A 23040-nucleotide genomic window follows, 5' to 3' on the forward strand; every position below is an offset into this window, starting at 1 on the left:
CGGTCAAATGTGGGAGGGGGCTTGCCCCCGATAGCGGCGGGTCAGCTACGGCTGCATCAACTGATACTCCCTCATCGGGAGCAAGCCCCCTCCCACAGGTTGATCATCGCTTGCTTGGGAATTCGGTGTGAAGCTGATCCAGCAACGCATCCTTGGCTTCCCACAGTTGGTTAATCCACCCCTGGAACGCCAACCGATACTCCCCGTCCTGCTCATAATTCTTGCCGATAAACTCGGCCGGAATCTGCACCTCTTCAAAGTGCACCACTACGTCCTTCACATTCCCGCACAGCAAATCCCAATACCCTGGGCGTCCGCCAGGGTAGTGAATGGTCACATTCACCAGTGACTTCAATTGTTCCCCCATGGCATCCAGCACAAACGCAATGCCGCCGGCCTTGGGCTTGAGCAAATAGCGAAACGGCGAGTTCTGCTGCGCATGCTTGCCCGGCGTAAACCGCGTGCCCTCGGCGAAGTTGAAAATGCCCACCGGGTTGTCGCGAAATTTCGCGCAGGTTTTGCGGGTGGTCGCCAGATCCTTGCCTTTCTTTTCCGGGTGCTTCTCCAAGTAAGCCTTGCTATAGCGCTTCATAAAAGGAAAACCCAGTGCCCACCAGGCCAGGCCGATCACCGGCACCCAGATCAATTCCTGCTTGAGGAAGAACTTCAATGGGCGAATACGCCGATTGAGCACGTATTGCAGCACCATGATGTCAACCCAGCTCTGGTGGTTGCTGGTCACCAGGTAGGAGTGCTGGTAGTCCAACCCCTCGAGGCCAGTCAGGTGCCAGCGCGTGCGCCGTACCAGGTTCATCCAGCCCTTGTTGTTGGTCACCCAGGCTTCATGGGTATGGTTCATCAGCCATTCGCTGAAGCGCTTGGCGAACGGCAACGCCTTGAACAGTGCGACGATAAACAGGAACGAGCACAGCAGGATCGTGTTCAGCGCCAACAGCAACGAGGCGATCACGCCACGCACGGCGGCAGGTAGAAAATCCAGCATTTAGATATCCATAGGTCGGTTGGCGGCTTGGATCGCCGTCAGGGCGATGGTGTATACGATGTCGTCTACCTGGGCGCCGCGCGGCAGGTCGTTCACTGGCTTGCGCAGGCCCTGGAGCATCGGCCCCAGGCTTACGCAATCGGCGCTGCGTTGTACGGCTTTGTAAGTAGTGTTGCCGGTATTCAGGTCGGGGAACACGAACACCGTGGCCTTGCCCGCGACCTGGCTATTGGGGGCTAGTTGCCGGGCGACGTTTTCGTTGGCGGCGGCGTCGTATTGCAGCGGGCCGTCGATCAGCAGCGAGCTTTGCTGCTCATGGGCGAGCAGGGTGGCTTCGCGGACTTTTTCCACTTCTTCGCCACTGGCCGAATCACCGCTGGAATAGCTGATCATCGCCACCCGTGGCGTGATGCCGAATGCGGCGGCGGAATCGGCGCTTTGCAGGGCGATTTCCGCCAGTTCCGCGGCGCTTGGGTGTGGGTTCATCACACAGTCGCCATACACCAGCACCTGCTCGGGGAACAGCATGAAGAACACCGACGATACCAGGGTGCATCCGGGCGCGGTCTTGATCAGCTGCAGGGCAGGGCGAATGGTATTGGCAGTGGAATGAACAACCCCGGAGACCAGGCCGTCCACTTCGTCCAGGGCGAGCATCATGGTGGCGATCACCACAGTATCTTCCAGCTGTTGCTCGGCCATGGGTGCGTTGAGGCTCTTGGACTTGCGCAAGGCGACCATTGGCTCGACGTAGCGTTGGCGTATCAGGTCCGGATCGAGAATCTCCAGGCCCTCGGGCAGTTCGATGCCCTGGGCGCGGGCGACCGCCTCCACATCCGCCGGCTTGGCCAGCAGCACGCAACGGGCAATGCCCCGGGCCTGACAGATGGCGGCGGCTTGGACGGTCAGCGGCTCGCTGCCTTCGGGCAACACGATGCGCTTGTTGGCGGCCTGGGCGCGCTGGATCAACTGGTAGCGGAACACGGCCGGCGACAGGCGCATTTCCCGTGGCGTACCGCAACGCTGGTGCAGCCAGCGCGCATCGAGATGGCTGGCGACGAAGTCAGTGATGATCTCCGCACGCTCGCGGTCATCAATGGGAATTTCCTTGTTGAGGCTATTGAGCTGGTTGGCGGTGTCATAGGAGCCGGTGCTCACCGACAGCACTGGCAACCCGGCCTGGAAGGCGCCACGGCACAAGTCCATGATGCGTGGGTCGGGCAGGGTGTCGCTGGTCAGCAGCAGACCGGCCAGCGGCACGCCGTTGATCGCGGCCAGGCTGACGGCGAGGATGATGTCGTCGCGATCCCCTGGGGTTACCACCAGCACGCCGGGCTTGAGCAACTCCACGGTGTTGCGCATGGTGCGCGCGCAGATGATGATCTTGGTCATGCGCCGGCTTTCGTAGTCGCCGGCGTTGAGGATCTGCGCACCCATCAGGTCAGCCACGTCACGGGTGCGCGGGGCGTTGAGTTCGGGTTGGTAGGGGATGCAGCCGAGCAGGCGGAAATCACCGCTTCGCAGCAACGGCGAGTGTTCTTTCAGGCGCGCCGAGAAGGCCTCCATGCTTTCATCGGTGCGCACCTTGTTGAGGATCACGCCCAGCACTTTCGGGTCTTTCGGGCCGCCGAACAATTGCGCCTGTAATTCCACCCGGCCGGAAAGCTCGGTGAGCACTTCGTTTTCCGGGGCCGAGACCAGGATTACCTCCGCATCCAGGCTCTTGGCCAGGTGCAGGTTGACCCGTGCGGCGTAGCTGGCGCTGCGGGTCGGCACCATGCCTTCGACGATCAGCACGTCCTTGCCCACGGCGGCCTGTTGGTAGAGGGTGATGATTTCTTCCAGCAGCTCATCGAGCTGGCCGTCGCCTAGCATGCGCTCTACGTGGGCCAGGCCCAGGGGTTGGGGCGGTTTGAGCCCGTGGGTGCGTGCCACCAGTTCAGTGGAGCGTTCCGGGCCGGTATCGCCCGGGTGAGGCTGGGCAATCGGTTTGAAAAAGCCGACCTTAAGTCCGGCCCGTTCCAGGGTGCGCACCAGCCCAAGGCTGATGGAGGTCAGGCCCACACCAAAATCGGTGGGCGCGATAAAAAAAGTCTGCATGCGGATTCTCTGGAGGTGCATGGCTTGGGTGGCGCTCTATGTTTGAGTGCCTACCGCGGATCAGGCGCCAAGGTTAGCGTTATTCTTGCGCTTGCGCACACCAGCCGCACGCAAAGGGTTGGCCTATTTTTTCAAGGCGTTGCGCGGGGTCCAGTACCCAGGCGCGTGACTGCCATGGCGGCTGGTGGCGCAAGTGCTGGGTGTGCCCGCAGGACAGTTCGGCGACCCAATGCCGGTCGTCGTCCTGATGGAAACCGGTGATGCAGGATGCCGTTGATCGGCCCCGTCCGTCCGGGTTCTGTTCGCTTTCGGGCAAATCCTTGTTTAGACTTGTCCGTTCTTCATTCTTATGCAAAAGGTCTCGCCCCATGACGATCGCCGCTAACAAGGCTGTCTCCATCGACTATACCCTGACCAACGACGCTGGTGAGGTCATCGACAGCTCAGCCGGCGGCGCGCCGCTGGTCTACCTGCAAGGCGCAGGCAACATCATCCCGGGCCTGGAAAAGGCCCTGGAAGGCAAAGACGTCGGTGATGAACTGACCGTCGCCGTAGAGCCTGAAGATGCTTACGGCGAATATTCCGCCGAACTGGTCAGCACCCTGAGCCGCAGCATGTTCGAAGGCGTTGACGAGCTGGAAGTGGGCATGCAGTTCCACGCTTCCGCGCCGGACGGCCAAATGCAGATCGTCACCATCCGTGACCTGGACGGCGACGACGTGACCGTCGACGGTAACCACCCTCTGGCAGGCCAGCGCCTGAACTTCCAAGTGAAGATCGTTGCCATTCGCGACGCTTCCCAGGAAGAAGTAGCCCACGGCCACGTCCACGGTGAAGGCGGTCATCACCATTGATTGTGGTTTGATCAATAGATAGCAAAAACGCCCCGACTGGTTCGGGGCGTTTTTTTATCTGAAGTTCACCGTAATCTCCTTGTGGGAGGGGGCTTGCTCCCGATAGCGGTGTATCAGTACCAGATATTCTGACTGACACACCGCTATCGGGAGCAAGCCCCCTCCCACAAAGGGATTTGTGATGAATCTGTGGGCAAACAAAAATGCCCCGGACCTTTCGGTACGGGGCATTTCTTAACTGTTTCGCAACCAGGGCTGCGTGGCAGTTGTTACCACTTAGGCAGCAGCAGGAACGCTCAGAGCCTTGATGTGGCCATTCAGGCGGCTCTTATGACGAGCGGCCTTGTTCTTGTGGATGATGCCTTTATCGGCCATACGGTCGATAACTGGCACGGCCAGAACGTAAGCAGCTTGGGCTTTTTCAGCGTCTTTGGTGTCGATGGCTTTAACTACATTCTTGATGTAGGTACGAACCATGGAACGCAGGCTGGCGTTGTGGCTGCGACGCTTCTCAGCCTGTTTTGCACGTTTTTTGGCGGAAGGTGTGTTGGCCACCGTCGAGCTCCTCGAAAGACTTTTTAGGAAATAGCAAACAAAATAGGCCGCGAATCATGCCGATGACTTGATGGGTTGTCAAGGGCGGCTGATGCGAACTGCTGAGTGGTCGATCTGAAGAGGCGGGTGATTTATTTCCGGCGCTTGACCTGTAAACTCGCGAGCTTTGGCTCTGTGCTGTTGCAGGCGCGCAGTATCGCATAAGTAGGCGCTTTGTTCGCCTGCTCTTTATCTATAGGCGCAAACTCTTTCAATGAATCTGCTCAAATCGTTGGCTGCCGTCAGCTCTATTACGATGATCTCCCGGGTTTTGGGGTTTGTGCGTGACACCCTGCTGGCGCGCATCTTTGGCGCCAGCATGGCCACGGATGCCTTCTTTATTGCCTTTAAACTCCCTAACCTGTTGCGGCGGATCTTCGCCGAGGGCGCGTTTTCCCAGGCTTTCGTGCCGATCCTTGCCGAATACAAGACCCAGCAGGGCGAGGAGGCGACCCGCACCTTTATTGCCTACGTCTCGGGCCTGTTGACCCTGGTGCTGATGCTGGTGACCCTGGTCGGCATGCTCGCCGCACCCTGGGTGATCTGGGCCACCGCCCCGGGATTTGCCAATACTCCGGAAAAATTCGCACTGACCACTGATCTGCTGCGAGTGACCTTTCCTTATATATTGCTGATTTCCCTGTCGTCCCTGGCCGGGGCGATCCTCAATACGTGGAACCGTTTCTCGGTACCTGCTTTCGTGCCGACTCTGCTTAACGTCAGCATGATTATTTTTGCGCTGTTCCTCACGCCGTATTTCGATCCGCCGGTCATGGCCCTGGGCTGGGCGGTCCTGGCCGGTGGCCTGGCGCAATTGCTGTACCAGCTGCCGCACTTGAAGAGAATCGGCATGCTCGTGCTGCCGCGCCTGAATCTCAAGGACACCGGTGTCTGGCGCGTGATGCGCAATATGCTGCCGGCAATCCTCGGGGTGTCGGTGAGCCAGATCTCCCTGATCATCAACACCGCATTTGCCTCGCTGCTGGTCTCGGGGTCGGTGTCGTGGATGTACTACGCCGATCGCCTGATGGAGTTGCCGTCCGGCGTGCTTGGCGTGGCGTTGGGCACGATCCTGCTGCCGACCCTGGCGCGCACCTACGCCAGCAAGGACCGCCAGGAGTATTCGCGTATCCTCGATTGGGGCCTGCGCCTGTGCTTCCTGCTGGTATTGCCATGCGCCCTGGCCCTGGGGATCCTCGCCGAACCGCTCACGGTCTCGCTGTTCCAATACGGAGAATTCGATGCGCATGACGCCTTGATGACCCAGCACGCGCTGGTTGCCTACTCCGTCGGCCTGCTCGGCATTATTGTGATCAAGGTGCTCGCACCTGGTTTTTACGCGCAGCAAAACATCCGCACCCCGGTGAAAATCGCAATTTTCACGCTGATCGTCACGCAACTGCTCAACCTGGTATTTATCGGGCCTTTGGCCCATGCCGGGCTGGCGTTGGCGATCAGTGCCGGCGCCTGTATCAATGCCGGTCTGCTGTTTTACCAACTGCGCAAACAGCAGATGTACCAGCCACAGCCGGGTTGGGGAATGTTCGCCCTCAAGTTGCTCGTGGCAGTCGCCGCGATGTCCGCCGTGCTCGTTGGCCTGATGCACGTAATGCCGGCCTGGGGTCATGGCGATATGCTGGAGCGCTTCATGCGCCTGGGTGTATTGGTGGTCGCGGGCGCGGCGGTGTACTTCGGCATGTTGCTGTTGCAAGGTTTCCGCCTGCGGCATTTCAATCGCAAGTCGCTGGGATAGAGAGTTTGCCGCGATAAAACGGGTGTTTTATCGAATCGACCCATTTGGCCTGCGCTGTTGCCTGTCGTCCGGGGCTGGGTGTGGTTATAATCGACCACTTTATGAGCAAGAAGCGCGTTATGCAGCTGGTTCGAGGTCTTCACAACCTGCGCCCCGAGCATCGGGGCTGCGTCGCCACTATTGGCAACTTTGACGGTGTTCACCGTGGCCACCAGGCTATCCTGGCCCGGCTACGCGAGCGTGCGGTCGAGTTGGGCGTGCCCAGCTGCGTGGTGATTTTCGAGCCACAACCGCGGGAGTTCTTTACCCCGGAAACGGCGCCGGCCCGCCTGGCGCGCTTGCGCGACAAGCTGCAACTGCTGGCCGAAGAGGGTGTGGACCGCGTCCTCTGCCTGGCTTTCAACCAGCGCTTGCGTAGCCTCAGCGCAACCGAGTTCGTTGACCGTATCCTGGTGGAGGGCCTGGGGGTGCAACACCTGGAAGTCGGCGACGACTTCCGTTTCGGGTGTGACCGGGTCGGGGATTTCGATTTCCTGCAACATGCCGGCGCCAGCCAAGGGTTTACCGTCGAAGCCGCGCAAACCGTCGAACTGGACGGTCTGCGCGTGAGCAGCACCCAGGTGCGTAACGCGCTGGCTGCTGCCGACTTCGGCTTGGCCGAGCGTTTGCTCGGTCGCCCGTTCCGCATTGCCGGGCGGGTATTGCACGGCCAGAAGCTGGCGCGCCAATTGGGCACGCCAACTGCCAACGTGCAACTCAAGCGCCGTCGTGTACCCTTGACCGGGGTTTACCTGGTGAGCGTCGATATCGACGGCCAATCGTGGCCGGGAGTCGCCAATATAGGCGTCAGGCCCACGGTTGCAGGTGATGGCAAGGCCCACCTGGAAGTTCACCTTTTGGATTTTGCCGGTGATTTATACGACCGGCGTTTGACGGTGGTTTTCCACCAGAAGCTGCGTGAAGAGCAGCGTTTCGCCTCCCTGGAGGCGTTGAAAACGGCGATCAATGCGGATGTCGCCGCCGCCCGTGCACTAGCCGCACCTAGCGCCCATCGCTAACCGAAGAGCCTTAAATGACCGACTATAAAGCCACGCTAAACCTTCCGGACACCGCCTTCCCAATGAAGGCCGGCCTGCCACAGCGCGAACCGCAGATCCTGCAGCGCTGGGACAGTATTGGCCTGTACGGAAAGTTGCGCGAAATTGGCAAGGATCGTCCGAAATTCGTTCTGCACGACGGCCCTCCTTACGCCAACGGCACGATTCACATCGGTCATGCGCTGAACAAGATTCTCAAGGACATGATCATCCGCTCGAAGACCCTTTCGGGCTTCGACGCGCCATATGTCCCGGGCTGGGATTGCCACGGCCTGCCGATCGAACACAAAGTCGAAGTGACCTACGGCAAGAACCTGGGCGCGGATAAGACCCGCGAACTGTGCCGTGCCTACGCCACCGAGCAGATCGAAGGGCAGAAGTCCGAATTCATCCGTCTGGGCGTGCTGGGCGAGTGGGACAACCCGTACAAGACCATGAATTTCAAGAACGAGGCCGGTGAAATCCGTGCCTTGGCCGAAATCGTCAAGGGCGGTTTCGTGTTCAAGGGCCTCAAGCCCGTGAACTGGTGCTTCGATTGCGGTTCGGCCCTGGCCGAAGCGGAAGTCGAGTACGAAGACAAGAAGTCCTCGACCATCGACGTGGCGTTCCCGATCGCCGACGACGCCAAGCTCGCCGAGGCCTTTGGCCTGGCGAGCCTGAGCAAACCGGCCGCCATCGTGATCTGGACCACCACCCCGTGGACCATCCCGGCCAACCAGGCGCTGAACGTGCACCCGGAATTCACCTACGCCCTGGTGGACGTCGGTGATCGCCTGCTGGTGCTGGCCGAGGAAATGGTCGAGTCGTGCCTGGCGCGTTACGAGCTGCAAGGCTCGGTGATCGCCACCACCACCGGTTCTGCGCTGGAGCTGATCAACTTCCGTCATCCGTTCTATGACCGTCTGTCGCCGGTGTACCTGGCGGACTACGTGGAACTGGGCGCCGGCACCGGCATCGTTCACTCCGCACCGGCCTATGGCGTAGACGACTTCGTGACCTGCAAAGCCTATGGCATGGTCAACGACGACATCTTGAACCCGGTGCAGAGCAATGGCGTCTACGTGCCGTCCCTGGAGTTCTTCGGCGGCCAGTTCATCTTCAAGGCCAACCAGCCGATCATCGATAAGCTGTCGGAAGTTGGTGCGCTGCTGCACACCGAAACCATCAAGCACAGCTACATGCACTGCTGGCGCCACAAGACCCCGCTGATCTACCGCGCCACCGCGCAGTGGTTTATCGGTATGGATAAGGAGCCGGTCCAGGGCCAGACCCTGCGCAATCGTGCGATCAAGGCCATCGAAGACACCCAGTTCGTCCCGGCCTGGGGCCAGGCGCGCCTGCACTCGATGATCGCCAACCGTCCGGACTGGTGCATCTCCCGCCAGCGCAACTGGGGCGTGCCGATCCCGTTCTTCCTGAACAAGGAAAGCGGCGAGTTGCACCCGCGTACCGTCGAACTGATGGAGGTCGTGGCCCAGCGTGTCGAACAGGAAGGTATCGAAGCCTGGTTCAAGCTGGACGCCGCCGAACTGTTGGGCGACGAAGCGCCGCTGTATGACAAGATCAGCGACACCCTCGACGTGTGGTTCGATTCGGGCACCACCCATTGGCACGTACTGCGCGGTTCGCATCCGATGGGCCACGAGACCGGCCCGCGTGCCGACCTGTACCTGGAAGGCTCTGACCAACACCGCGGCTGGTTCCACTCGTCGTTGCTGACCGGATGCGCCATCGACGACCACGCACCATACCGTGAGCTGCTGACCCATGGTTTCACCGTCGACGAAAACGGCCGCAAGATGTCCAAGTCCCTGGGCAATGTGATCGCGCCGCAAAAGGTCAACGACACCTTGGGTGCCGATATCATGCGCCTGTGGGTGGCCTCGACCGACTATTCGGGCGAGATGGCTGTTTCGGAGCAGATCCTGCAGCGCAGCGCGGATGCCTACCGTCGCATCCGCAATACCGCACGCTTCATGCTGTCGAACCTGACCGGCTTCAACCCGGCCACCGACCTGCTGCCGGCCGAGGACATGCTCGCCCTGGACCGTTGGGCCGTGGACCGTACCCTGTTGCTGCAGCGTGAGCTGCAGGAGCACTACGGCGAGTATCGCTTCTGGAACGTCTACTCCAAGATCCACAACTTCTGCGTGCAGGAGCTGGGCGGTTTCTACCTCGACATCATCAAGGACCGCCAGTACACCACCGGCGCCAACAGCAAGGCGCGCCGTTCGGCGCAGACTGCGCTGTACCACATCAGCGAAGCGCTGGTGCGCTGGATCGCACCGATCCTGGCATTCACCGCCGATGAACTGTGGGAATACCTGCCGGGCGAGCGTAACGAGTCGGTCATGCTCAACACCTGGTACGAAGGCCTGACCGAACTGCCGGCCGACTTCGAACTGGGCCGCGAGTATTGGGAAGGCGTCATGGCGGTCAAGGTTGCGGTGAACAAGGAGCTGGAAGTCCAGCGTGCGGCCAAGGCCGTGGGCGGCAACCTGCAAGCCGAAGTCACCTTGTTTGCCGAGGACGGCCTGACTGCCGACCTGGCCAAGCTGAGCAACGAACTGCGCTTCGTGCTGATCACCTCCACCGCGAGCCTGGCACCTTTCGCCCAGGCCCCGGCGGATGCCGTAGCGACCGAAGTACCGGGCCTCAAGCTCAAAGTGGTCAAGTCGGCCTTCCCCAAGTGCGCCCGTTGCTGGCACTGCCGTGAAGACGTCGGCGTGAACCCTGAGCACCCGGAAATCTGCGGCCGTTGTGTAGACAACATCAGCGGTGCTGGCGAGGTTCGCCACTATGCCTAACTCAGCCAGTCGTTTTGGACGTCTGGGCTGGCTCGTATTGAGTTTGCTGGTCCTGGTCATTGACCAGGTCAGCAAGGCTCACTTCGAGGGCTCCCTGGAGATGTTCCAGCAAATCGTGGTGATCCCGGATTACTTCAGCTGGACCCTGGCCTACAACACCGGCGCCGCCTTCAGCTTCCTGGCTGACGGCGGTGGCTGGCAGCGCTGGTTGTTTGCCCTGATCGCCGTGGTGGTCAGTGCAGTGCTGGTGATCTGGCTCAAGCGCCTGGGTCGCGACGACACCTGGCTGGCTATCGCCCTGGCCCTGGTGCTGGGCGGCGCGCTGGGCAACCTGTATGACCGCATTGCCCTGGGGCATGTGATCGACTTTATCCTGGTGCATTGGCAGAACCGCCATTATTTCCCGGCGTTCAACTTTGCTGACAGCGCCATCACCGTCGGTGCAATCATGCTGGCGCTGGATATGTTCAAGAGCAAGAAAACCGGAGAGACCGTCAATGACTGATCAGGTATTGGCTGAGCAACGCATCGGCCAGAACACGGAAGTCACTCTGCATTTTGCACTGCGCCTGGAGAACGGCGACACGGTCGACAGCACCTTCGACAAAGCTCCGGCGACTTTCAAGGTGGGCGACGGTAACCTGTTGCCGGGTTTTGAAGCGGCGCTGTTCGGCTTTAAGGCTGGCGACAAGCGTAACCTGCAGATCCTGCCGGAAAACGCCTTTGGCCAGCCCAATCCGCAAAACGTGCAGATCATCCCGCGCTCGCAGTTCGAAGGCATGGACCTGTCCGAAGGCTTGCTGGTGATTTTCAATGATGCGGCGAATACCGAACTGCCTGGCGTGGTGAAAGCTTTCGATGACGCGCAAGTGACCATCGACTTCAACCATCCGTTGGCCGGCAAAACGCTGACCTTTGACGTCGAGATCATCAACGTCAAAGCGCTGTAACTGACCGTACACGGTCTAAAATGTGGGAGGGGCTTGCTCCCGATAGCGGTGTATCAGCTAAGTATGTGCAGATTGATATACCGTTATCGGGAGCAAGCCCCTCCCACCTTTGATCTCCATTGTCGGTTGAGTCAGCGTTAAATTCGACTCAACGTGGCTGCAAGACACGAGGCACAGCATGCAAATCAAACTCGCCAACCCCCGTGGCTTCTGCGCCGGCGTGGACCGGGCGATCGAAATCGTCAACCGCGCCCTGGAAGTCTTCGGGCCGCCGATTTATGTGCGCCATGAAGTCGTCCATAACAAATTCGTGGTCGAAGACCTGCGCGCACGCGGCGCGATCTTTGTCGAAGAGCTCGACCAGGTGCCCGACGACGTTATCGTCATCTTCAGTGCCCACGGTGTATCCCAGGCGGTACGTACCGAAGCGGCTGGCCGTGGCCTTAAAGTATTCGATGCCACTTGCCCGCTGGTGACCAAGGTGCACATCGAGGTGGCGCGCTACAGCCGTGACGGCCGCGAATGCATCCTCATCGGCCATGCCGGTCACCCGGAAGTCGAAGGCACCATGGGTCAGTACGACGCCAGTAACGGCGGCGCCATCTACCTGGTTGAAGACGAAAAAGACGTCGCCAACTTGCAGGTGCACAACCCGGATCGCCTGGCATTCGTGACCCAGACCACCTTGTCCATGGACGATACCAGCCGCGTAATCGATGCCCTGCGCACGCGTTTCCCCTCCATTGGCGGCCCCCGCAAGGACGACATCTGCTACGCCACGCAAAACCGCCAGGATGCGGTCAAGCAACTGGCGGATGAGTGCGATGTGGTGCTGGTGGTCGGCAGCCCCAACAGCTCCAACTCCAATCGCTTGCGTGAGCTGGCCGAACGCATGGCCACACCGGCATACCTGATCGATGGCGCCGAAGACATGCAGCGTAGTTGGTTCGAGGGTGTCGAGCGGATTGGCATCACCGCGGGCGCCTCGGCCCCGGAAGTGCTGGTGCGCGGCGTGATCCAGCAGTTGCAGGCCTGGGGAGCCACGGGTGCTGATGAGCTGGCTGGTCGTGAAGAGAACATCACGTTCTCCATGCCCAAGGAACTGCGGGTCCGCTCGCTGCTCTGACGCCCGACGTGCTGGTATAGCCTCGGCATAATGCCTGCTCGGTTTTCACACTGCGCAGGCTGATGCGTCCGCTGGGCGCCAGCACTACCTGGTACAGGCTCTGTGCCTGGCTTGTGTCGCACACATGCACGGTGCCGGCACGGAAGCCCCCGCCGGCAAAGACCGGCTCCCCCAAACCACTGAAACGCACCTGGTTCGTGACCGGGCCATTGCCCGCGATAAGCACATGCCCGCTGTCCTGTCGTTCCAGCAATACCGGGTTATCTTCGTCCAGGTGACCACGCCCATTGACGTCCAGTATCACCCGCCACCCCAGGCTCCAGTCCTCGTCCCGCGCGTGAATGACCACCGCCTGATTGCGCGCGATGGCCTCGGTGCGTGCGTAGCGCAGGCCAGCAGCGAGTGATTGGGCCAAGCTTTGTCGCTGCTGTGATTCAAGTAACCCTTTGAAGCCTGGTACGGCCAGTTGTGCGAGAAAGCTGGTCACGATCAGCCCGAGCAGCATTTCGATCAGGGTGAATCCTCGTTGTTTCATGTGCGTTCCCTCCGTGGACGCCATTGGGTTTTCAAGTTGCAGGTCTAGGTATAGCCCTGCGTCCTTGCCGGTGAATGATGGCCTTTATGTCCAAAGTATTTCCCTTTGTTCCTGGAGCAGCGCCGCTCGAAAACCGACGCTAGTCTTGGGTCGCACAGCAGGTTTTGCCTGCTTTTTCGGCCTTCGACATGGATGACGACGGTAATGCCCGCCTGCCCGAATCGATTTTTCCTGCGCGCTTTCCAGCGGCGCCAATCCGGCATGACCTTGATCGAGGTGCTGGTAGCGCTGCTGATCCTGGCCATTGGTCTGATGGGCGCTGCAGTGCTCCAGCTCAATGCGCTCAAGTACACCGACAGCGCCAGGATGACCAGCCAAGCCAGTTTTATCGCCTACGACATGCTTGACCGCATTCGCGCCAACGCCGGTGCAGATTACTCGTGGGGCAGCGCCGAGCCCGCGCCGCGCAGCACTTCGACTGCGAGTGTGCGTGACTTGGACCTGCACGATTTCGAGGCCAATATCATTGGTTTTGCTGGCGAAGACGCTAAGGGGTCAGTGGCTTTGAGTGGGCACGAGGTCACCATCAGCATCAGCTGGCAGGACGCTCGGGTCGCAAACAGGCCTGGAGCCCGGGAAACCTTCACCCTCACCAGTCGTATCGCCAGTGATCAGGGAGCGTTGCAATGAATCGTCTTGCTCGAGGTTTCAGCCTGGTGGAATTGTTGCTGGCACTCGCCGTAGGGCTAGCGCTGGTGCTGGGTGCGGGCCAGGTGTTGATCAGCTCGCGACTGACCCATGCCAGCCAGCAGGCCGCAATGGTGATGCAGGATGACGCGCGGTTTGTCCTGAGCAAGATTACCCAGGACATACGCCAGGCAGGCATGCTGGGGTGCCTGGCCACTGCCGTCATCGACAACGCGCCTGCCGCTTTTGACCGACCGATAAGTTGGGAGGCTTCGGCGAGTGCAAAGTCACTCACATTAGTTACGGCGAGCGTCGGTGAGGGTGTTGGCAAGCCCGATTGGACGGTAATGTCCGACTGCAAGGAGGTGGCCCAGGCTTATGCCGGGGCACCGCCTGCCGCCGCACCTGGCCAGATCCGCTTTGGCATACGCCAGCTCACCTACACCTACGAAACAGGCCAGTTGAAGATCAGTACGCCGGCAACGCCTGCGAAAGCCGTACTGATGGATAACGTGCGGGCATTCGACATCAGCTTTGGCATGACGACCCAGCCGGCATCAACGGTGGTGGTGCGTTACGACAGCCACCCCGTTGACCCATCGTTGATACGCAGCGTGCGCATCAGTATGACGTTGCAAGACCCCTCAGGGCGGGTGAAGGATCAGAGCTACAGCGTCGTGGCCGCGCTGCGAAATCGGCTGGGTTAGGCGTGTTGATCATGCTTGGCGGACTTCATCTGCGGCAGGCCGGGATGGTGTTGCTGATCTGTCTGGTATTCCTGCTGCTGTTGTCGCTGGTGGGGTTGTCATCCATGCAGGGGGCGGTATCCCAGCAAAAAGTCGCGAATAGCCTGTGGCATCGCAATCAATCATTTCAACATGCCGAAAGCGGCTTGAGGTTGGGCGAATGGGTGGTACAGAGGACAGGCGGGGCGTTGCCCACCTGCCACTCGGTCATCACCTGTGCGCCGCCCGTTGAAGCTTTTTCGTTGGTGCGCGCCGGCCCCAATCCTGTATCTGCGGTCTCTTGGGTTGCGCTGAAGGGTGGATTCTATGGCGTTCAAGCGCTGGGTATGGGGGCCGGTGTGGTCCATCTACCGGCTCATGCCCCGGCGGCACTGTTCCGGGTAACCGCTGTCGGGCTTGCAGGTCAATCACGCACGGTGCTGGAGACGGTCTACGCACGGGTGGAGGAGGGAGGCAGCGTCAGGTTTCGACGGGTCTTATGGCGGCAACTTCAATAGGGAGCAACAGAATGGGCATGGATAGCCGGGGCTTTAGCCTGATCGAGTTACTGATCGTGGTGGCGATCATCGCGTTGCTGGCTGGGGTTACCTATCCTGGGTATACCGGCCAGGTTAAAAAGGTTTATCGAGCGCAAATCGTCGCGTTGTTGAGCGAGCAAGCCCAACACTTGGAGCGTTTTCATACGAGAAACGGCACTTTTATTGATGCAAGCGGCGTCAGTGCGGGCAATGATCACTATAGAATCAGTGTTGTTTTAAACCCTCAGGATTTTGACCTGCTCGCTACGCCTGTTGTGGATTCGTTGATGGCGGGTGATGCGTGTGCAGCCTTCAGCTTGACCAGCACCGGTATGCGAAGTAATCCGGGAGCGGCGCCTGATATGTCGCGCAAGCTCTGCTGGGGGCAATGATGAGCGTGCTTGAAGAGTGGGCGCCGGGCGCGTCTTTCCCTGTTTATCGGCTGGATCGAATAATGGCTAAGCAACAGCAAGTGGTGATTGTCGGCGGCGGAGTAATCGGGCTGTTGACCGCGTACAACCTCGCCAGGGAAGGGCTGGCGGTAATACTGCTGGAGCGTGCGGGGCTTGGGCAGGAGTCTTCCTGGGCAGGTGGCGGGATTGTTTCGCCGTTGTATCCCTGGCGCTACAGCCCGGCGGTCACCGCCTTGGCCCATTGGTCCCAGGATTTTTACCCGCAACTGGCGCAGCGCTTGTTTGCCGCTACCGGCGTGGATCCCGAGGTGCATACCACGGGCCTGTACTGGCTTGACCTGGATGATGAAGGTCAAGCATTGGCCTGGGCTGCACGTGAAGGACGGCCATTAAGCAAGGTGGATGTGTCGGCGGCCCATGATGCAGTGCCGGTATTGGGAGGCGGCTATTCCCGGGCGATCTACATGGCTGACGTGGCCAATGTACGCAACCCACGCCTGGTCAAATCCCTGAGGGCTGCGCTGCTGGCGTTGCCGGGTGTGACAATACAGGAGCATTGCGAAGTACAAGGATTTGTCCGCGAGGGCGACAGCGTGGTGGGCGTCAATACCGCTGCAGGGCAGGTTCCAGGTGATCAGGTGGTGCTCGCTGCCGGTGCCTGGAGTGGGCAATTGCTGGGCACGCTGGGCTTGGCGTTACCCGTAGAGCCGGTCAAAGGCCAGATGATTCTGTACAAATGTGCGTCTGACTTTTTATCCAGCATGGTCTTGGCCAAGAGGCGGTATGCGATCCCGCGACGTGATGGGCACATCCTGATCGGAAGCACATTGGAGCATGAGGGGTTCAACAAGACACCGACCGAAACCGCGCTGGAAAGCCTCAAGGCGTCTGCGGTGGAGCTGATTCCGGCTTTGGCGGCCGCCGAGGTGGTCGGGCATTGGGCAGGGTTGCGGCCTGGCTCGCCGGAGGGTATTCCGTATATCGGTGAGGTTCCTGGGTTCAACGGGTTGTGGCTCAATTGCGGGCATTACCGCAATGGCCTGGTGCTAGCGCCGGCCTCCTGCCAGTTATTCGCCGACTTGCTGTTGGCGCGGGCCCCGATCATCGATCCCGCGCCTTACTCGCCCGCCGGTCGCCTCAACGCTGGATAGACTTCGGCCCTTGTTCCAGGTGTGCCTGGGTGCAATACCACGCCTGGCTTGAACTCAGTGCGCGATCCTGCGGCAGATGCACGCCGCAGTGGGCGCAACGCACCATCAGCGCCGCATTCGGCTCAGCAGGCCGCTGCTGGCGAGCTGTAGGGTTTTTGAATTTGCGCCAGAACCATACCGCGGCAGCAATGACGGCAATCCAGAACAGTAGACGAAGCATAATGGGCAGTTTCTCGGCAAGGAATGCGTCAGTTTAGCCAAGGTGACCACGGGCGCACAGCGCAATAAATACTCGCTCATAAAAAAGGGAGCTCCTCAGAGCTCCCTTTTGCGTTGCGTCGAACAATCAGTCGAACACACCGAAGGTCATGTAGCTGAACCATGAACGGTCTTCGTTGTTGCCAAGGGCCTGCGGCTCCTCTTCTTCGATAACGTCGCCGTTTTCGTCGTGAGGCTTGAGGTCCGAAGGAATGGCGTCCTTGGCGTCCTGGTACTGCTTGATCACGTCCTGGTTGGCGCGGGTTTCGCCCGGCGGCAGCGGTGGGCGGGATTCGATCAGGCCCAGGGTGTACTTGCTCAGCCACGAGCGGTTGTCGGCTTCGGCCACCTGAGGCACGAACTGGCCGTCTTTCAGGCTGGGGTGGTCAGGGTAGTTGAGTTTCAAGGTTTCCAGGCTGGTGGTTGCCAGGGTATCGAGGTGCAGACGCTGGTAAGCCTCGGTCATGACTGCCAGGCCGTCGCCCACGGATGGGGTTTCCTGGAAGTTCTCCACTACATAGCGGCCACGGTTGGCTGCCGCGACGTACGCCTGGCGGGTCAAGTAGTAGTGGGCTACGTGAATCTCGTAGGACGCCAGCAGGTTGCGCAGGTAGATCATGCGCTGCTTGGCGTCCGGCGCGTAGCGGCTGTTCGGGTAGCGGCTGGTCAGCTGGGCGAACTCGTTGTAGGAGTCGCGGGCAGCACCCGGGTCACGCTTGGTCATGTCCAGCGGCAGGAAGCGCGCCAGCAGGCCAACGTCCTGGTCGAACGAGGTCAGGCCCTTCATGTAGTAGGCGTAGTCCACGTTCGGGTGCTGCGGGTGCAGGCGGATAAAACGCTCGGCCGCGGACTTGGCAGCTTCCGGCTCGGCGTTCTTGTAGTTGGCGTAGATCAGCTCAAGCTGGGCCTGGTCGGCATAGCGCCCGAACGGGTAACGCGACTCCAAGGCCTTCAGCTTCGCTGTGGCGCTGGTGTAGCTATTATTGTCCAGGTCTGTCTGAGCTTGCTGGTACAGCTCGACTTCGCTCAGGTTTTCGTCGACGACGTCCTTTGTTGACGAGCAAGCAGCAGTCATGGCGAGGATGGCGATCAGCAGCAGGTGTTTCACTTGCATGGCGGCTTGCGTCCCTATGACGGCCGCTGTCTTGGGCGGGGCCGTCCTGTTATGATGAGCGCCCCGTTGAAAGCCTCGGGGCAAAAGACGCCGTATTTAACCACAAGCGCGCAGCCGAAACCAAAGGCTGTGCCACGCCTAGTCTGAGCATGTCCGATAAAATTGAACTTCGCGCAGAGGTGCCGTCCGAATTGGGCGGCCAACGCCTCGATCAAGTCGCCGCACAATTATTCGCTGAGCACTCGCGCTCGCGCCTTTCCGCCTGGATCAAAGACGGCCGCCTGACTGTGGATGGAGCGGTTATCCGCCCGCGAGACATAGTCCATGGCGGTGCGATTCTTGAGCTGACTGCCGAGCAGGAAGCCCAGGGAGAATGGGTCGCCCAGGACATCGAGCTGGATATCGTCTATGAAGACGACGACATCCTGGTCATCAACAAACCCGCAGGCCTGGTGGTTCACCCGGCCGCCGGGCATGCTGATGGCACCTTGCTCAATGCTCTGTTGCACCACGTGCCGGACATTATCAATGTCCCGCGCTGCGGCATCGTGCACCGCCTGGACAAGGACACCACCGGCCTGATGGTGGTGGCCAAGACCATCCAGGCGCAGACGCAGCTTGTTACTCAATTGCAGAGCCGCAGCGTCAGTCGTATCTACGAGTGCATCGTGATCGGCGTGGTGGTGGCCGGGGGCAAGATCAACGCACCCATTGGTCGCCACGGCCAGCAGCGCCAGCGTATGGCGGTGATGGAAGGCGGCAAGCAGGCCGTAAGTCACTACCGTGTGCTGGAGCGTTTCCGTTCCCACACCCATGTGCGGGTCAAGCTGGAAACCGGGCGCACCCACCAGATTCGCGTGCACATGGCGCACATCAACTTCCCGTTGGTCGGAGATCCTGCCTACGGCGGTCGCTTCCGTATTCCGCCGGCGGCGAGCCAAACCATGGTTGAATCGCTGAAATCCTTCCCGCGCCAGGCACTGCATGCCCGTTTCCTGGAGCTGGATCATCCGACGAGCGGTAAGCGAATGAGCTGGGAATCGCCGCTGCCAGACGATCTGGTCTGGTTGTTGTCGCTGCTCAAGCAGGATCGCGAGGCGTTTGTCGGATGAATGACTGGCTGATTCCTGACTGGCCCGCGCCGGCCGGGGTGAAAGCCTGCGTCACCACCCGAGCGGGCGGCGTCAGTCTGGCGCCGTTCGACAGCCTCAACCTGGGCGATCACGTCGAGGACAGCCTGGAGGCCGTCCTTGAAAATCGCCGCCGTCTGACCCACGCGTTCAATATTCAGCCAGCCTGGTTGCGCCAGGTCCACGGTACTAACGTGGTTGAGGCTGATCCGGGCCGTATTGTCGAGGCAGATGGCAGTTGGACCAGCACCCCTGGCATCGCCTGCACCTCCATGACAGCCGATTGCCTGCCTGCGCTGTTCTGTAATCGGGCGGGTACCCGGGTTGCCGCAGCCCATGCCGGTTGGCGTGGCTTGGCGGCTGGCGTGCTGGAGGCCGCGTTCGAAAGCCTGGATACCGCTCCCGAAGACGTCTTGGTCTGGCTCGGTCCTGCCATTGGTCCGCAAGCCTTTGAGGTCGGCCTGGAAGTGCGTGAGGCGTTCATGCAGCAACTGCCGGCCACCGCTGAAGCCTTTGTTCCCAGCCACAATCCCGGCAGGGTCATGGCTGACATCTACCAGCTGGCGCGCCTGCGTCTGGCAATACGCGGCGTCACCGCTGTATATGGTGGCGGTTTGTGCACCGTGACCGACCCGCGCTTCTTTTCTTATCGCCGCAGCCCGCGTACGGGCCGATTCGCCTCCCTTATCTGGCTTGAACGCTAGACTGTCCTGACCTGTATCAAACATTCGCCGCTTGAAACCCCCAGAATCCACCCCATCTATAAGGGTATCTGGCAGGTTTCTTCATTCAGGATGTGTTTGTTCATAGCTCCGGCCTGCTCAAAAGGAAGGTGACTAATGCGTATTGATCGTTTAACCAGCAAATTGCAGTTGGCCTTATCGGATTCCCAATCCCTGGCGGTCGGCCTCGACCATCCGGCGATTGAGCCTGCGCACCTGATGCAGGCGCTCCTGGAACAGCAAGGTGGTTCCATCAAGCCCTTGCTGATGCAGGTGGGCTTTGACGTCAACAGCCTGCGCAAGGAGTTGAGCAAAGAGCTCGACCAACTGCCGAAAATCCAGAACCCTACCGGTGACGTGAACATGTCCCAGGATCTGGCGCGCCTGCTCAACCAGGCCGACCGCCTGGCCCAGCAGAAAGGTGACCAATTCATTTCCAGCGAGCTGGTGTTGCTCGCCGCCATGGACGACAACAGTAAGCTTGGCAAATTGTTGCTGGGCCAGGGCGTGAGCAAGAAAGCCCTGGAAAACGCCATCAACAACCTGCGTGGCGGCGAGGCGGTGAACGACCCCAACCATGAGGAGTCGCGCCAGGCCCTGGACAAATACACCGTCGACCTGACCAAGCGCGCCGAAGAAGGCAAGCTCGACCCGGTGATCGGTCGTGACGACGAAATCCGTCGCACCATCCAGGTCCTGCAACGTCGTACCAAGAACAACCCGGTGCTGATCGGTGAGCCTGGTGTGGGTAAAACCGCAATTGCCGAGGGCCTGGCCCAGCGCATCATTAATGGTGAAGTGCCGGACGGCCTGAAAGGCAAGCGCCTGTTGTCCCTGGACATGGGCTCGCTGATTGCCGGCGCCAAGTTCCGTGGTGAGTTCGAAGAGCGCCTGAAATCGTTGCTCAATGAATTGTCGAAGCAGGAAGGCCAGATCATTCTGTTTATCGACGAACTGCACACCATGGTCGGCGCCGGTAAAGGTGAAGGTTCCATGGACGCCGGCAACATGCTCAAGCCAGCCTTGGCGCGGGGCGAACTGCACTGCGTCGGTGCGACCACGCTCAACGAATACCGCCAGTACATCGAAAAGGACGCCGCACTGGAGCGTCGCTTCCAGAAAGTCCTGGTGGAAGAGCCAAGCGAAGAAGACACCATCGCGATCCTGCGTGGCCTGAAAGAACGCTATGAGGTCCACCATAAGGTGGCGATCACCGACGGCGCGATTATTGCGGCGGCCAAGTTGAGCCATCGCTACATCACTGATCGCCAGTTGCCGGACAAGGCCATCGACCTGATCGACGAGGCAGCCAGCCGTATCCGCATGGAGATCGACTCCAAGCCGGAAGTGCTCGACCGCCTGGATCGGCGCCTGATTCAACTGAAGGTCGAATCCCAGGCGTTGAAAAAAGAAGAGGATGAGGCGGCGAAGAAGCGCCTGGAAAAACTCCAGGAAGAAATCGTCCGCCTGGAACGTGAGTATTCGGACCTCGAAGAAATCTGGACCTCGGAAAAAGCCGAAGTACAGGGGTCGGCGCAGATCCAGCAAAAGATCGAGCAGTCCCGCCAGGAACTGGAAGCGGCGCGCCGCAAAGGCGACCTGAACCGCATGGCCGAGTTGCAATACGGGGTGATCCCTGATCTGGAACGCAGCCTGCAGATGGTTGACCAGCATGGCAAGCCTGAGAACCAGTTGCTGCGCAGCAAGGTGACCGAGGAGGAAATTGCCGAAGTAGTCTCCAAGTGGACCGGTATTCCGGTGTCGAAGATGCTCGAAGGCGAGCGCGACAAGCTACTGAAGATGGAAAGCCTGCTGCATCAGCGCGTCATTGGCCAGGAAGAGGCCGTGGTGGCGGTATCCAATGCGGTGCGGCGTTCGCGGGCCGGCTTGTCCGATCCGAATCGCCCGAGCGGCTCGTTCATGTTCCTCGGCCCGACCGGCGTGGGTAAGACCGAGTTGTGCAAGGCGCTGGCCGAGTTCCTCTTTGATACTGAAGAGGCCATGGTACGGATCGATATGTCCGAATTCATGGAGAAGCACTCGGTGGCCCGCCTGATCGGCGCACCACCAGGCTACGTGGGCTACGAGGAAGGCGGTTACCTGACCGAAGCCGTGCGGCGTAAGCCCTACTCGGTGATCCTGCTGGACGAGGTCGAGAAGGCTCACCCGGATGTGTTCAACATCTTGCTGCAGGTGCTGGAGGATGGTCGCCTGACTGACAGTCACGGGCGCACCGTGGACTTCCGTAATACGGTGATCGTGATGACCTCCAATCTGGGCTCGACGCAGATCCAGGAACTGGTGGGCGACCGTGAAGCCCAGCGTGCTGCGGTCATGGATGCGCTGACCTCGCACTTCCGTCCGGAGTTTATCAACCGGGTGGATGAGGTGGTGATCTTCGAGCCTTTGGCACGGGATCAGATCGCGGGTATCACCGAGATCCAACTGGGCCGCCTGCGCAGCCGCCTGGCTGAACGCGAGCTGGACCTGGAGCTGAGCAGCGAGGCATTGGATAAGCTGATCGCGGTGGGGTACGACCCGGTGTATGGCGCACGGCCTCTGAAGCGTGCGATCCAGCGCTGGATCGAGAACCCGCTGGCGCAACTGATCCTGTCGGGCAGCTTTATGCCTGGCACCCGCGTCACGGCAACGGTGAAAGACGACGAAATCGTCTTCCACTGAGCCCGGCGCCCGGTGTTATAAGAGGAGGCTCCGCATTGCGGAGCCTTTTTTTTCGATAGGGCGTTGAACTGTAAGGCAAAGGCTTGTAAAGTGCGCCCCGCAGCAACGTCAGCCCACGGGTTTCTTCTCCCCAAGAAGAAATCAGAAACAAGCGCAAATCATTGTCTTAAAAGCAATTTAAAGGGTTGACAGGGGTTTTTAAGATTGTAGAATAGCGCGCCTCAGACACATGAACGTAGCGATACGGACAAGTCGAAGAGAAGGTTACACAGCAGTAAATTTGAAATATGTAGTTCCGTGATAGCTCAGTCGGTAGAGCAAATGACTGTTAATCATTGGGTCCCAGGTTCGAGTCCTGGTCACGGAGCCAATTTCAAACCGGGGTATAGCGCAGTCCGGTAGCGCGCCTGCTTTGGGAGCAGGATGTCGGGAGTTCGAATCCCCCTACCCCGACCATATTTGGGTCGTTAGCTCAGTTGGTAGAGCAGTTGGCTTTTAACCAATTGGTCGTAGGTTCGAATCCCACACGACCCACCATTTTTGAGACCAGTCCAGGCTGGAATCGAATCTTAAGATCAGAGGCCAAAAGCGCTGATCGAAGAAGGCGACTGAAAGGTCGCCTTTTTTTTACCGGGGTATAGCGCAGTCCGGTAGCGCGCCTGCTTTGGGAGCAGGATGTCAGGAGTTCGAATCCCCTTACCCCGACCATATTAAAAATCCTCGTATCGAAAGATACGGGGATTTTTTTTGCGCGCGCGAATCCTGAGTTCACCGCAAAGCAAGTGTGGGAGGGGGGTTGC

General features: G+C 59.9%; 22 protein-coding genes and 4 tRNA genes. 19 read left to right on the forward strand and 7 right to left on the reverse strand.

Annotated features, from left to right (window positions below; genetic code table 11):
- Window positions 1–103: 103 nt before the first annotated feature.
- The 3 genes from KVH01_RS26920 to KVH01_RS26930 all read right to left on the reverse strand — a co-directional run bounded on the left by KVH01_RS26920 (window position 104) and on the right by KVH01_RS26930 (window position 3503).
- On the reverse strand, window positions 104–1003 hold the full coding sequence (locus KVH01_RS26920; protein ID WP_217883535.1) for an acyltransferase: 900 nt from the start codon (window positions 1001–1003) through the stop codon (window positions 104–106).
- Window positions 1004–3103, reverse strand: a complete 2100-nt coding sequence (gene pta, locus KVH01_RS26925; protein ID WP_043049280.1) for a phosphate acetyltransferase — start codon at window positions 3101–3103, stop codon at window positions 1004–1006. It abuts the gene before it with no gap.
- A 79-nt stretch (window positions 3104–3182) separates the two neighbouring features.
- Window positions 3183–3503 (reverse strand): DUF3565 domain-containing protein, encoded by a 321-nt coding sequence (locus KVH01_RS26930; protein ID WP_080889073.1) that lies wholly within the window; start codon window positions 3501–3503, stop codon window positions 3183–3185.
- Between KVH01_RS26930 and KVH01_RS26935 the strand changes: the two genes are divergently transcribed.
- Window positions 3472–3957: an FKBP-type peptidyl-prolyl cis-trans isomerase gene (locus tag KVH01_RS26935; RefSeq protein ID WP_043049282.1), complete on the forward strand. Its 486-nt coding sequence runs from the start codon at window positions 3472–3474 to the stop codon at window positions 3955–3957. The two genes, KVH01_RS26930 and KVH01_RS26935, sit on opposite strands and share 32 nt — an antisense overlap.
- Window positions 3958–4233: 276 nt before the next feature.
- Here KVH01_RS26935 and rpsT read toward each other — a convergent pair whose 3' ends face one another.
- Window positions 4234–4512, reverse strand: coding sequence for a 30S ribosomal protein S20 (rpsT, locus tag KVH01_RS26940; RefSeq protein WP_003188401.1), 279 nt, complete (start codon window positions 4510–4512; stop codon window positions 4234–4236).
- 253 nt (window positions 4513–4765) lie between these two features.
- Here rpsT and murJ point away from each other — a divergent pair, with 253 nt between their 5' ends.
- From murJ to ispH, 6 genes are all read left to right on the forward strand, one after another.
- The gene (murJ, locus tag KVH01_RS26945; RefSeq protein WP_043049284.1) at window positions 4766–6304 is read left to right on the forward strand and encodes a murein biosynthesis integral membrane protein MurJ; all 1539 of its coding nucleotides are present in this window, start codon (window positions 4766–4768) and stop codon (window positions 6302–6304) included.
- A gap of 119 nt (window positions 6305–6423) precedes the next feature.
- A complete protein-coding gene (gene ribF / locus KVH01_RS26950) occupies window positions 6424–7362 on the forward strand; it encodes a bifunctional riboflavin kinase/FAD synthetase (protein WP_043049285.1) in 939 nt (312 codons plus the stop codon).
- Window positions 7363–7376: 14 nt separating this feature from the next.
- Complete coding sequence (gene ileS / locus KVH01_RS26955; RefSeq protein WP_217883536.1) at window positions 7377–10208, forward strand: isoleucine--tRNA ligase; 2832 nt, start codon at window positions 7377–7379, stop codon at window positions 10206–10208.
- Window positions 10201–10713, forward strand: coding sequence for a signal peptidase II (gene lspA / locus KVH01_RS26960; protein ID WP_043049287.1), 513 nt, complete (start codon window positions 10201–10203; stop codon window positions 10711–10713). The genes ileS and lspA overlap by 8 nt, the downstream gene beginning before the upstream one ends.
- 7 nt (window positions 10714–10720) lie before the next feature.
- The gene (locus KVH01_RS26965) at window positions 10721–11158 is read left to right on the forward strand and encodes an FKBP-type peptidyl-prolyl cis-trans isomerase (protein WP_200893576.1); all 438 of its coding nucleotides are present in this window, start codon (window positions 10721–10723) and stop codon (window positions 11156–11158) included.
- A 178-nt stretch (window positions 11159–11336) separates the two neighbouring features.
- On the forward strand, window positions 11337–12284 hold the full coding sequence (gene ispH, locus KVH01_RS26970) for a 4-hydroxy-3-methylbut-2-enyl diphosphate reductase (RefSeq protein ID WP_043049291.1): 948 nt from the start codon (window positions 11337–11339) through the stop codon (window positions 12282–12284).
- Here the strand turns inward: ispH and KVH01_RS26975 are convergent.
- Complete coding sequence (locus KVH01_RS26975) at window positions 12238–12819, reverse strand: GspH/FimT family pseudopilin (protein WP_217883537.1); 582 nt, start codon at window positions 12817–12819, stop codon at window positions 12238–12240. The two genes, ispH and KVH01_RS26975, sit on opposite strands and share 47 nt — an antisense overlap.
- 204 nt (window positions 12820–13023) lie before the next feature.
- Here KVH01_RS26975 and pilV point away from each other — a divergent pair, with 204 nt between their 5' ends.
- The 5 genes from pilV to thiO all read left to right on the forward strand — a co-directional run bounded on the left by pilV (window position 13024) and on the right by thiO (window position 16334).
- Entirely contained in the window at window positions 13024–13509 is a 486-nt protein-coding gene (pilV, locus tag KVH01_RS26980) for a type IV pilus modification protein PilV (RefSeq protein WP_217883538.1), read from the forward strand.
- Complete coding sequence (locus KVH01_RS26985) at window positions 13506–14213, forward strand: prepilin-type N-terminal cleavage/methylation domain-containing protein (RefSeq protein WP_217883539.1); 708 nt, start codon at window positions 13506–13508, stop codon at window positions 14211–14213. Before pilV ends, KVH01_RS26985 begins: the two co-directional genes overlap by 4 nt.
- Window positions 14214–14224: 11 nt before the next feature.
- Window positions 14225–14749 (forward strand): pilus assembly PilX family protein, encoded by a 525-nt coding sequence (locus tag KVH01_RS26990; RefSeq protein WP_225924385.1) that lies wholly within the window; start codon window positions 14225–14227, stop codon window positions 14747–14749.
- Between the two features lie 11 nt (window positions 14750–14760).
- The gene (locus KVH01_RS26995) at window positions 14761–15162 is read left to right on the forward strand and encodes a type IV pilin protein (RefSeq protein WP_217883540.1); all 402 of its coding nucleotides are present in this window, start codon (window positions 14761–14763) and stop codon (window positions 15160–15162) included.
- A gap of 62 nt (window positions 15163–15224) precedes the next feature.
- Window positions 15225–16334, forward strand: a complete 1110-nt coding sequence (gene thiO, locus KVH01_RS27000) for a glycine oxidase ThiO (RefSeq protein WP_217883541.1) — start codon at window positions 15225–15227, stop codon at window positions 16332–16334.
- Here thiO and KVH01_RS27005 read toward each other — a convergent pair.
- Together KVH01_RS27005 and KVH01_RS27010 are read right to left on the reverse strand one after the other, a co-directional pair.
- Window positions 16321–16554: a PP0621 family protein gene (locus tag KVH01_RS27005; protein ID WP_043049303.1), complete on the reverse strand. Its 234-nt coding sequence runs from the start codon at window positions 16552–16554 to the stop codon at window positions 16321–16323. The two genes, thiO and KVH01_RS27005, sit on opposite strands and share 14 nt — an antisense overlap.
- Window positions 16555–16680: 126 nt before the next feature.
- Window positions 16681–17706, reverse strand: coding sequence for an outer membrane protein assembly factor BamD (locus tag KVH01_RS27010; RefSeq protein ID WP_005784660.1), 1026 nt, complete (start codon window positions 17704–17706; stop codon window positions 16681–16683).
- Between the two features lie 149 nt (window positions 17707–17855).
- Between KVH01_RS27010 and rluD the strand changes: the two genes are divergently transcribed.
- The 7 genes from rluD to KVH01_RS27045 all read left to right on the forward strand — a co-directional run bounded on the left by rluD (window position 17856) and on the right by KVH01_RS27045 (window position 22948).
- Window positions 17856–18818 carry a 23S rRNA pseudouridine(1911/1915/1917) synthase RluD gene (rluD, locus tag KVH01_RS27015; protein ID WP_043049304.1) on the forward strand — a complete coding sequence of 321 codons (963 nt, stop codon included), beginning with the start codon at window positions 17856–17858 and terminating at the stop codon, window positions 18816–18818.
- The gene (gene pgeF / locus KVH01_RS27020; protein ID WP_217883542.1) at window positions 18815–19540 is read left to right on the forward strand and encodes a peptidoglycan editing factor PgeF; all 726 of its coding nucleotides are present in this window, start codon (window positions 18815–18817) and stop codon (window positions 19538–19540) included. Before rluD ends, pgeF begins: the two co-directional genes overlap by 4 nt.
- Window positions 19541–19675: 135 nt before the next feature.
- Window positions 19676–22240 (forward strand): ATP-dependent chaperone ClpB, encoded by a 2565-nt coding sequence (gene clpB / locus KVH01_RS27025; RefSeq protein ID WP_043049306.1) that lies wholly within the window; start codon window positions 19676–19678, stop codon window positions 22238–22240.
- Window positions 22241–22534: 294 nt separating this feature from the next.
- Window positions 22535–22610, forward strand: a tRNA-Asn gene (locus KVH01_RS27030).
- A gap of 9 nt (window positions 22611–22619) precedes the next feature.
- A tRNA-Pro gene (locus KVH01_RS27035) sits at window positions 22620–22696 on the forward strand.
- Window positions 22697–22701: 5 nt separating this feature from the next.
- A tRNA-Lys gene (locus KVH01_RS27040) sits at window positions 22702–22777 on the forward strand.
- A 94-nt stretch (window positions 22778–22871) separates the two neighbouring features.
- Window positions 22872–22948 (forward strand) — tRNA-Pro (locus KVH01_RS27045).
- Window positions 22949–23040 lie beyond the last annotated feature (92 nt).

This window comes from Pseudomonas khavaziana (assembly GCF_019145205.1).
Lineage (GTDB): Bacteria > Pseudomonadota > Gammaproteobacteria > Pseudomonadales > Pseudomonadaceae > Aquipseudomonas > Aquipseudomonas khavaziana.

Coding starts and splice junctions, on each gene's coding strand:
- lspA (WP_043049287.1), top strand. CDS start 10,201: ATGCCTAACTCAGCCAGTCGTTTTGGACGTCTGGGCTGGCTCGTATTG.
- thiO (WP_217883541.1), top strand. CDS start 15,225: ATGGCTAAGCAACAGCAAGTGGTGATTGTCGGCGGCGGAGTAATCGGG.
- clpB (WP_043049306.1), top strand. CDS start 19,676: ATGCGTATTGATCGTTTAACCAGCAAATTGCAGTTGGCCTTATCGGAT.
- ribF (WP_043049285.1), top strand. CDS start 6,424: ATGCAGCTGGTTCGAGGTCTTCACAACCTGCGCCCCGAGCATCGGGGC.
- pilV (WP_217883538.1), top strand. CDS start 13,024: ATGCCCGCCTGCCCGAATCGATTTTTCCTGCGCGCTTTCCAGCGGCGC.
- KVH01_RS26920 (WP_217883535.1), bottom strand. CDS start 1,003: ATGCTGGATTTTCTACCTGCCGCCGTGCGTGGCGTGATCGCCTCGTTG.
- rluD (WP_043049304.1), top strand. CDS start 17,856: ATGTCCGATAAAATTGAACTTCGCGCAGAGGTGCCGTCCGAATTGGGC.
- murJ (WP_043049284.1), top strand. CDS start 4,766: ATGAATCTGCTCAAATCGTTGGCTGCCGTCAGCTCTATTACGATGATC.
- KVH01_RS26985 (WP_217883539.1), top strand. CDS start 13,506: ATGAATCGTCTTGCTCGAGGTTTCAGCCTGGTGGAATTGTTGCTGGCA.
- ispH (WP_043049291.1), top strand. CDS start 11,337: ATGCAAATCAAACTCGCCAACCCCCGTGGCTTCTGCGCCGGCGTGGAC.
- KVH01_RS26990 (WP_225924385.1), top strand. CDS start 14,225: ATGCTTGGCGGACTTCATCTGCGGCAGGCCGGGATGGTGTTGCTGATC.
- pta (WP_043049280.1), bottom strand. CDS start 3,103: ATGCAGACTTTTTTTATCGCGCCCACCGATTTTGGTGTGGGCCTGACC.
- KVH01_RS26975 (WP_217883537.1), bottom strand. CDS start 12,819: ATGAAACAACGAGGATTCACCCTGATCGAAATGCTGCTCGGGCTGATC.
- pgeF (WP_217883542.1), top strand. CDS start 18,815: ATGAATGACTGGCTGATTCCTGACTGGCCCGCGCCGGCCGGGGTGAAA.
- KVH01_RS26930 (WP_080889073.1), bottom strand. CDS start 3,503: ATGGAGACAGCCTTGTTAGCGGCGATCGTCATGGGGCGAGACCTTTTG.
- KVH01_RS26935 (WP_043049282.1), top strand. CDS start 3,472: ATGACGATCGCCGCTAACAAGGCTGTCTCCATCGACTATACCCTGACC.
- KVH01_RS27005 (WP_043049303.1), bottom strand. CDS start 16,554: ATGCTTCGTCTACTGTTCTGGATTGCCGTCATTGCTGCCGCGGTATGG.
- ileS (WP_217883536.1), top strand. CDS start 7,377: ATGACCGACTATAAAGCCACGCTAAACCTTCCGGACACCGCCTTCCCA.
- KVH01_RS27010 (WP_005784660.1), bottom strand. CDS start 17,706: ATGCAAGTGAAACACCTGCTGCTGATCGCCATCCTCGCCATGACTGCT.
- KVH01_RS26995 (WP_217883540.1), top strand. CDS start 14,761: ATGGGCATGGATAGCCGGGGCTTTAGCCTGATCGAGTTACTGATCGTG.